General features: G+C 70.8%; 7 protein-coding genes. 1 reads left to right on the top strand and 6 read right to left on the bottom strand.

The genetic code is table 11. The features are described 5' to 3' along the window. Positions 1–180: 180 nt before the first annotated feature. On the bottom strand, positions 181–1,311 hold the full coding sequence (locus JHN45_RS16940) for a peptidoglycan bridge formation glycyltransferase FemA/FemB family protein (protein WP_200716900.1): 1,131 nt from the start codon (positions 1,309–1,311) through the stop codon (positions 181–183). 191 nt (positions 1,312–1,502) lie between these two features. Here JHN45_RS16940 and JHN45_RS16935 point away from each other — a divergent pair, with 191 nt between their 5' ends. Next, on the top strand, positions 1,503–1,733 hold the full coding sequence (locus tag JHN45_RS16935) for a hypothetical protein (protein ID WP_200716899.1): 231 nt from the start codon (positions 1,503–1,505) through the stop codon (positions 1,731–1,733). Here the strand turns inward: JHN45_RS16935 and JHN45_RS16930 are convergent. The 5 genes from JHN45_RS16930 to aceE form a co-directional block, all read right to left on the bottom strand. Further along, positions 1,730–2,005 carry a hypothetical protein gene (locus JHN45_RS16930; protein ID WP_200716898.1) on the bottom strand — a complete coding sequence of 92 codons (276 nt, stop codon included), beginning with the start codon at positions 2,003–2,005 and terminating at the stop codon, positions 1,730–1,732. The genes JHN45_RS16935 and JHN45_RS16930 overlap by 4 nt on opposite strands. 3 nt (positions 2,006–2,008) lie before the next feature. Next, entirely contained in the window at positions 2,009–2,536 is a 528-nt protein-coding gene (locus JHN45_RS16925) for a carboxymuconolactone decarboxylase family protein (RefSeq protein WP_200716897.1), read from the bottom strand. A 66-nt stretch (positions 2,537–2,602) separates the two neighbouring features. After that, positions 2,603–3,124 (bottom strand): DUF4240 domain-containing protein, encoded by a 522-nt coding sequence (locus JHN45_RS16920; RefSeq protein ID WP_200716902.1) that lies wholly within the window; start codon positions 3,122–3,124, stop codon positions 2,603–2,605. Between the two features lie 121 nt (positions 3,125–3,245). Continuing rightward, positions 3,246–4,232: a YafY family protein gene (locus tag JHN45_RS16915; RefSeq protein ID WP_201049574.1), complete on the bottom strand. Its 987-nt coding sequence runs from the start codon at positions 4,230–4,232 to the stop codon at positions 3,246–3,248. A 159-nt stretch (positions 4,233–4,391) separates the two neighbouring features. Then, on the bottom strand, positions 4,392–7,094 hold the full coding sequence (gene aceE / locus JHN45_RS16910; protein ID WP_201049573.1) for a pyruvate dehydrogenase (acetyl-transferring), homodimeric type: 2,703 nt from the start codon (positions 7,092–7,094) through the stop codon (positions 4,392–4,394). Positions 7,095–7,106 lie beyond the last annotated feature (12 nt).

Raw genomic sequence — 7,106 nt, 5'->3', positions numbered from 1 at the left:
TAGGCCGCCTCCTCTTCAAAACCGGCGCAGGCGGCCAGGCAGTGGAGTACCTGGGCGAATGGGAACGCCCGGTGGGCACCCAGGGGTCGGTTCGCTGTCGGGTGCTGGTCCGGTGGGGGCTGGGCGCGCAGTTCCCCGCGCCCCTGGAGGCGCGGGCTGCGCCCGCGGCCTCCAAAGGTTCTACCTGCGGCCCAGATAGACCGCCAGCGCCCGTTGCAGCATTTTCCCCTGGGTGCCCACCGGGCGTTCCCATTCGCCCAGGTACTCCACTGCCTGGCCGCCTGCGCCGGTTTTGAAGAGGAGGCGGCCTACCAGGCGGTCTTCGGCGACGAGGGACGGGGTGATGGAGCGGAGGTCGTAGGTGTCGGCGCCGGAGTCCAGGGCCTCGCAGAGCATGCGCCACAGCAGGATGCTGCTGGGGCGGAGTTCGCGGCCTCGGCGGCCGGACGCGGGGTAGGAGTGCCAGACGCGGGGGCCGACGCTGATCATGAGGGCGGAGGACAGGACCTCGTCGTCGTACTCGCCGAGATAGATCCGCATCCGGTCGGACTCCTCGGCGTTGAGCGCCTGCCACATGCGCCGGAAGTAGTCCAGGGGGCGGGCCTTGAAGCCGTCCCGTTCGGCGGTGGCGCGGTACAGGCGGTGGAAGGCCGGCAGGTCGTCGGCCGAGCCCCAGAAGACCCCGACTCCGCCTCCCTCGGCGGTCTGCAGGGACTGCAGCCAGTGCGGGGCGAGGCCGCGGCGCAGTTCGTCGACGGACCGTCCGGTCAAGGGAATTCGGCAGCCGTAGCGGGGCTGTCCGACCCCGAATCCGCTGTTCTCGTTCTCCTTGCAGCGTCGCCAGCCGAGCCGTTCGAGACGGTCCGCCGTGTCCAGTGCGTAGCCGTCGATCCCGTCCGTCGGCAGGTCCCGCAGATGCCGTACGGCGGGGTCGGCGACGCCCGCCGCGACGGTGGCCGGGTCCCAGTGCCGGACCACGAGCGGCGGGCCGATGCGGACCGAGAAGGCGCCCTCCTTCTCCAGGTGCGCGAGGAGCGGGTCCAGCCAGCGTTCGAGGCGCTGGCTCCGCCAGTCGATCGCGGGGCCGTCGGGGAGGTAGGCGAGGGAGCGTCCGGTGCCGGGGAACGCGCGGTACAGCACGAGGGCCACGGCGACCAGCGCGTCCCCCTCGAACCAACCGACGCTCTCCGCCGTCCAGTCGGGCTTCACGTCGGCCCACTCGGGGATCTGCAGATGACTCGCGTCCGGGTGCAGCCGCAGATGCGCGAGGTGTTCCTCGCGGGTGATCCCCTTCACGTACGGGCTGGTCATGGGCACGGCGCTCCTGTTCGGCGGCGGCCACCGTAAGCCGGGCATCACGGCACGGGTCAAGACCTCAAGTCTGTGAACTGCGCCAACACTTGGTGGCGCGGTGCTCACAGGTTTCTCGCAGGCAACTCACCGGGTCCCCCGAGACAAGCTCCCTATCGTCATGCACACGCACTGACAGGGAGGTGGGGAACATGAACAGCAGTCACTCCAACACCACGGAGAAGTCGGCCGGTTGGGCCAGGTCCGCCCGCGGTCCGTGGGCCGTCGTCTGCGCCGTCGCTACCGTCATCCTCGGCCCGGCCGCCGTCACGGCATCCGCGCTCGACCAGGCCAACGCGGCCCCGATGCACCACGCGGTACGGGCCGACCAGAACCAGGCCTACATCCCGACGGACACGTCACGGCGGCGGACCGCCGCCTAGGACTCCTGACGGGACGGGCTACCGGTGTCGCGTGGCGCGCCGGGGTTCCACCGGTACTGCGCGTCCTCGTTCCGCAGCAGCACGCCGGCCTCGGTCATCCGGTCGAGCATGTCGACGAGCAGCTCGCCGAGCGGGTAACCGTCCGTCCAGAACATCCGCTTGACCTCGGCGAACGACTGGTCCTCCGTGAACACCCCTACGGTCCTTCCGAGTTCGAAGCCCGCCGAGTCGTAGTCGGTCCAGTCGGCCAGAACGTCCCGCAGTCCGCTCATCGTTCAGTGCCGGCCCAGTTCCCAGTACTGCTCGCCGACCGGGTCGATGTCCACGCCCAGGCCGTTCAGCAGGCCGGCCAGCATCGTGTAGTACCCGACCGTCGTGATCAGCTCGACCACCTGACGGTCCGTCAAGTGCTTGCGCAGCGAGCCCAACGTGCCGTCCGTGAGCGTGTGTCGGGCCAACAGCTCCTCCGTCGCGGTCAGCAACGCCGACTCGGCCGCGTCGAACTCGCCGTCCTCCGCCCGGAGTTCGACGACGGCGTCCAGCTGCTCGGCCGTCACCCCCGCGCGCAGCGCGATCGGGCGGTGCTGCACGACCCCGTACGCGCAGTCCGTGCGCGCCGCCACCGCCACGATCACCAGCTCGCGCAACCGCACCGGCAACGACGACCCGAGCACCGCCATCCCCAGGTCGATCGCCGGGCCCGTCAACTCCGGGGCGTGGGACAGCATGCGGAACGCGTTCAGTGGAGTGGGGAGCTTGTCGAGGGCTTCGGCGGAACGCTCCGGGAACGGTATTCGAGCCACGGTGACCTCACGGGAGTCGGTCTGTCGGCGGACGGGGCACCATCGGCGTACCCCCTTCACCCGCGCTCACTCCTGCCGGAACCTCTCCCGCAGTTTCGGGAAGCGTTCCGCCAGCACGGCCTCGTTCTCCAGGTCGAGCGGCGCCCCGAGCGGCTCGGCGGGCGCCGGCGGGATCCCCAGGTCGGGGGCGACCGTACCGGTGAGCTGCTCGTACGCCTCGTCGGCCGCGTACCCCAGCTCCTCCCCGTCGCCGTCGATCTCGTCGTCGAAGTCGTCGATGAGATCCGCCAGCGCGTCGGCGTCGTGCACGGCACCCTCGTAGACCTCGCGGCCCTGGCCGATCAGCCAGCACCGGAAGAAGTCGAACGCGTCGTCGCTCGCCCCGTCCAGCAGCACCCACGCGGCACCCCACAGGTCCCAGGTGTAGGCGCGGTTGTAACGGGCCTCGAAATGACGGGCGAAGTCCAGCACCAGCTCCGGATCCAGCAGGAGCAGCCGGTCCACGAGCAGGTCCGCCTGCTCCTCGGGGTCGCCCTCGGCGGCCTCGCGGGTGGCGTCCACCAGCTCCCAGAACTCCGTCTCGTCCATCACGGGTCAAGCATCGGTCCTGGACGGGTGGTGCGCACGTGGAGTACGGCGGATTGTCACCTGGAGAGGGGCAGATCGTTATGGGCGGTACGGGCCGCCGGCCGGGTCGCGTCCCGCGTGGTCACGTCCCGTACAGCGCGCCCAGCCGCGCCGCGTCGCTCACGAACCGCGCCCGCAGACTCGCCGGCGCCAGCACCTCCACCTCGGGACCCAGCCCCGCGAGCTGGCCGTGGGCCACCTCCTCGGACTCCACCGGGAGGGTCACCGTCACCCACCCGTCCCCGTCGTCGTCCGGTACGCCCGCGAGCTCCAGCGCCTCCCTCGCGGCGGTGGGATCGACGGCGTACGGCAGTCTCCGCGCGCCGTCGGGGGAGACCCGTACCACCACCTCCGCCCGCAGGATCGACCGCGCGAACTGCTCCGCCCGGTCCTCCCAGAACGCCGGGAGGTCGAAGTCGTCCCGCCGTGTGAAGCGCTCGTCGGACGGCGTCGGGTCGACCGCCGTGAAACGGTCGATCCGGTACACCCGGAAGGAATCGTGGTCCGCCACCCGGGCGCACAGGTACCAGACGCCCGCCTTGAGCACGAGCCCGTACGGCTCCAGTTCCCGCTCGACGTCACAGTCCCCGCGCCGGTAGCGCGCGACCACGCGCCGGTCGTCCCACACCGCGTCCGCCACGGCGGGCAGCAGCTCGGGGGTCTTCGGCTCGGTGAACCAGCTCGGCGCGTCCAGATGGAACCGCTGGGCCGCCGCCCGGGAGGCGTCCGACAGGGACGGGAGCAGGGCCGCGGACACCTTCAGGCGGGCGGCCGACGCGGCGTCCTCCAACCCCATCTCGCGCAGCGCGCCGGGTACGCCGCTCAGGAAGAGTGCCTCCGCCTCGCCGCGCGCCAGGCCGGTGAGGCGGGTGCGGTAGCCGCCGATCAGCCGGTATCCGCCCGCGCGGCCCCGGTTCGCGTACACGGGGACTCCCGCCTCGGACAGGGCCTGCGCGTCGCGTGTCACCGTCCGTTCGGACACCTCCAGCTCGCGGGCCAGTTCGGCGGCGGTCATGGAGGGGCGGGACTGGAGCAGCAGCACCATTTTGATGAGGCGGGCAGCGCGCATGGGTTCATGATGGGGGATCTCGCCCCCGCCGCCCCTACCCGTCCGGTCCCTGGGGGCTGCGCCCCCAGACCCCCGCTTCGGCCTGAACGGTCTCGTCCTCAAACGCCGGACGGGCTGAAAGTCAGCCCGTCCGGCGTTCGAGGAGCGGGGTCACAGCTCTTACAGCCCGTAGCGCTCCCGCGCCTCCTTGACCGCTGTCGCCTTCACTTCGCCCCGCCGCGCCAGCTGCGCGAGCGCGGCCACGACGATCGACTCCGCGTCGACGCCGAAGTATCGGCGGGCCGCGTCACGGGTGTCGGAGAGGCCGAAGCCGTCCGCGCCCAGGGAGGAGTAGTCCTGCTCCACCCACTGCGCGATCTGGTCGGGAACCTGGCGCATGTAGTCGGAGACCGCGAGCACCGGGCCCTCCGCACCGTGCAGCGCCTGCCGCACGTACGGCACCCGCTCCTCGCCCCGCAGCAGCGCCGCGTCCGCCTCCAGCGCGTCGCGCCGCAGCTCGGTCCAGGAGGTCGCCGACCACACGTCGGCCGCGACACCCCAGTCCTCGGCGAGCAGCTGCTGCGCCTTCAGCGCCCAGTGGATCGCCGTACCGGAACCGAGGAGCTGGATGCGCGCCGCGTTGGCAGCGGGCGAAAGACCCGCCGACTCCGCCGTGTTGAAGCGGTACAGCCCCTTGACGATGCCCTCGTCGATGCCCAGCCCGGAGGGTTTCGCGGGCTGCGGGATCGGCTCGTTGTAGACGGTGAGGTAGTAGAAGACGTTCGGGTCCTCACCCTGGGCCGTCTCGCCGTACATCCGGCGGATGCCGTCCTTCACGATCGCCGCGACCTCGTACGCGAACGCCGGGTCGTACGACAGCGCCGCCGGGTTCGTCGCCGCGATCACCGGCGAGTGACCGTCCGCGTGCTGCAGACCCTCGCCCGTCAGCGTCGTACGGCCCGCCGTGGCACCGACGAGGAAGCCGCGGCCGAGCTGGTCGCCGAGCTGCCACATCTGGTCGGCCGTGCGCTGCCAGCCGAACATCGAGTAGAAGATGTAGAAGGGGATCATCGCTTCGCCGTGCGTCGAGTACGACGTGGACGCGGCGATGAAGTCCGCCATCGAACCGGCCTCGGTGATCCCCTCGTTGAGGATCTGGCCGTTCTTGGCTTCCTTGTAGTACATGAGCTGGTCGCGGTCGACGGGCTCGTACGTCTGGCCCTTCGGGGAGTAGATCCCCAGGGACGGGAACAGGCTCTCCATGCCGAACGTGCGCGCCTCGTCGGGCACGATCGGCACCCAGCGCTTGCCCGTCTCCTTGTCGCGGACCAGGTCCTTGACCAGGCGGACGAAGGCCATCGTCGTCGCCACGTTCTGCGTGCCGGAGCCCTTGTCGAAGGACGCGAACGCCTTCTCCGAGGCGGACGGCAGCGGAGCGATCGCGTGCGTACGGCGGGCCGGGGCCGGACCGCCCAGCGCAGCGCGGCGCTCCTGGAGGTAGCGGACCTCGGGGGAGTCGGCGCCGGGGTGGCCGTAGGGCACGACCCCGTCGATGAAGTCGCTGTCCTTGATGGGGAGTTCGAGCAGGTCACGCATCTGCTTGAACTCGTCCGTCGACAGCTTCTTCATCTGGTGGTTGGCGTTCTTCGACGCGAAGCCCTCGCCGAGCGTGTGGCCCTTGACGGTCTGGGCCAGGATGACGGTCGGGCCGCCCTTGTGGTCCAGGGCCGCCTTGTAGGCCGCGTACACCTTGCGGGACTCGTGACCGCCGCGCGAGAGGTGGAAACACTCGAGGATCTTGTCGTCGCTCAGCAGCTTCGCCAGCTCGACGAGCGCCGGGTCCTTGCCGAAGAAGTCCTCGCGGATGTAGGCCGCGTCGCGGGTCTGGTACGTCTGCACCTGCGCGTCCGGTACCTCGCGCAGGCGGCGTACGAGCGCGCCCGTGGTGTCGAGCTGGAACAGCTCGTCCCAGGCGTTGCCCCACAGCGACTTGACGACGTTCCAGCCGGCGCCGCGGAACTGGGCCTCCAGCTCCTGCACGATCTTGAAGTTCGCGCGGACCGGGCCGTCGAGGCGCTGGAGGTTGCAGTTGATGACGAAGGTCAGGTTGTCGAGACCCTCGCGGCTCGCCAGTGCGAGGGCCGCCGTCGACTCGGGCTCGTCCATCTCGCCGTCACCGAGGAAGGCCCACACGTGGGACTCGGAGACGTCCTTGATGCCGCGCGCGGTGAGGTAACGGTTGAAGCGCGCCTGGTAGATCGCGGAGAGCGGGCCGAGGCCCATCGACACCGTCGGGAACTCCCACAGCCAGGGCAGCCGACGCGGGTGCGGGTACGACGGGAGGCCGTTGCCGCCCGCCTCCTGGCGGAAGTTGTCGAGGTGCGCCTCGGAGAGGCGGCCGTCGAGGAAGGCGCGGGCGTAGATGCCGGGGGAGGCGTGGCCCTGGATGTAGAGCTGGTCGCCCGAGCCGTCCGCCTCCTTGCCCTTGAAGAAGTGGTTGAAGCCGGTCTCGTACAGCCAGGCCGCCGAGGCGAAGGTGGCGATGTGGCCGCCGACGCCGTGTTTCGCGCCCCGGGTCACCATCGCCGCCGCGTTCCAGCGGTTCCACGCGGTGATCCGGCGCTCCAGCGCCTCGTCACCGGGCGCGGCCGGTTCGGCGGCGGTCGGGATGGTGTTGACGTAGTCCGTCTCGAGCAGCTTGGGCAGCGCGATGCCGTTGCCCTCCGCGCGCTCCAGCGTGCGGCGCATCAGATACGCGGCGCGGTGCGGGCCGGCAGCCTTCGCGACGGCGTCCAGGGAGGCCTGCCATTCGGCGGTCTCCTCGGGGTCGCGGTCCGGGAGCTGGTCGAGCTCGCTCGGCTGGATGGCGTAGGGGTCGGTCATAACGCCGCCTTC

The organism is Streptomyces sp. MBT53 (genome assembly GCF_016654115.1).
Lineage (GTDB): Bacteria > Actinomycetota > Actinomycetes > Streptomycetales > Streptomycetaceae > Streptomyces.
This window is presented reverse-complemented; position numbering and strand designations above follow the sequence as displayed.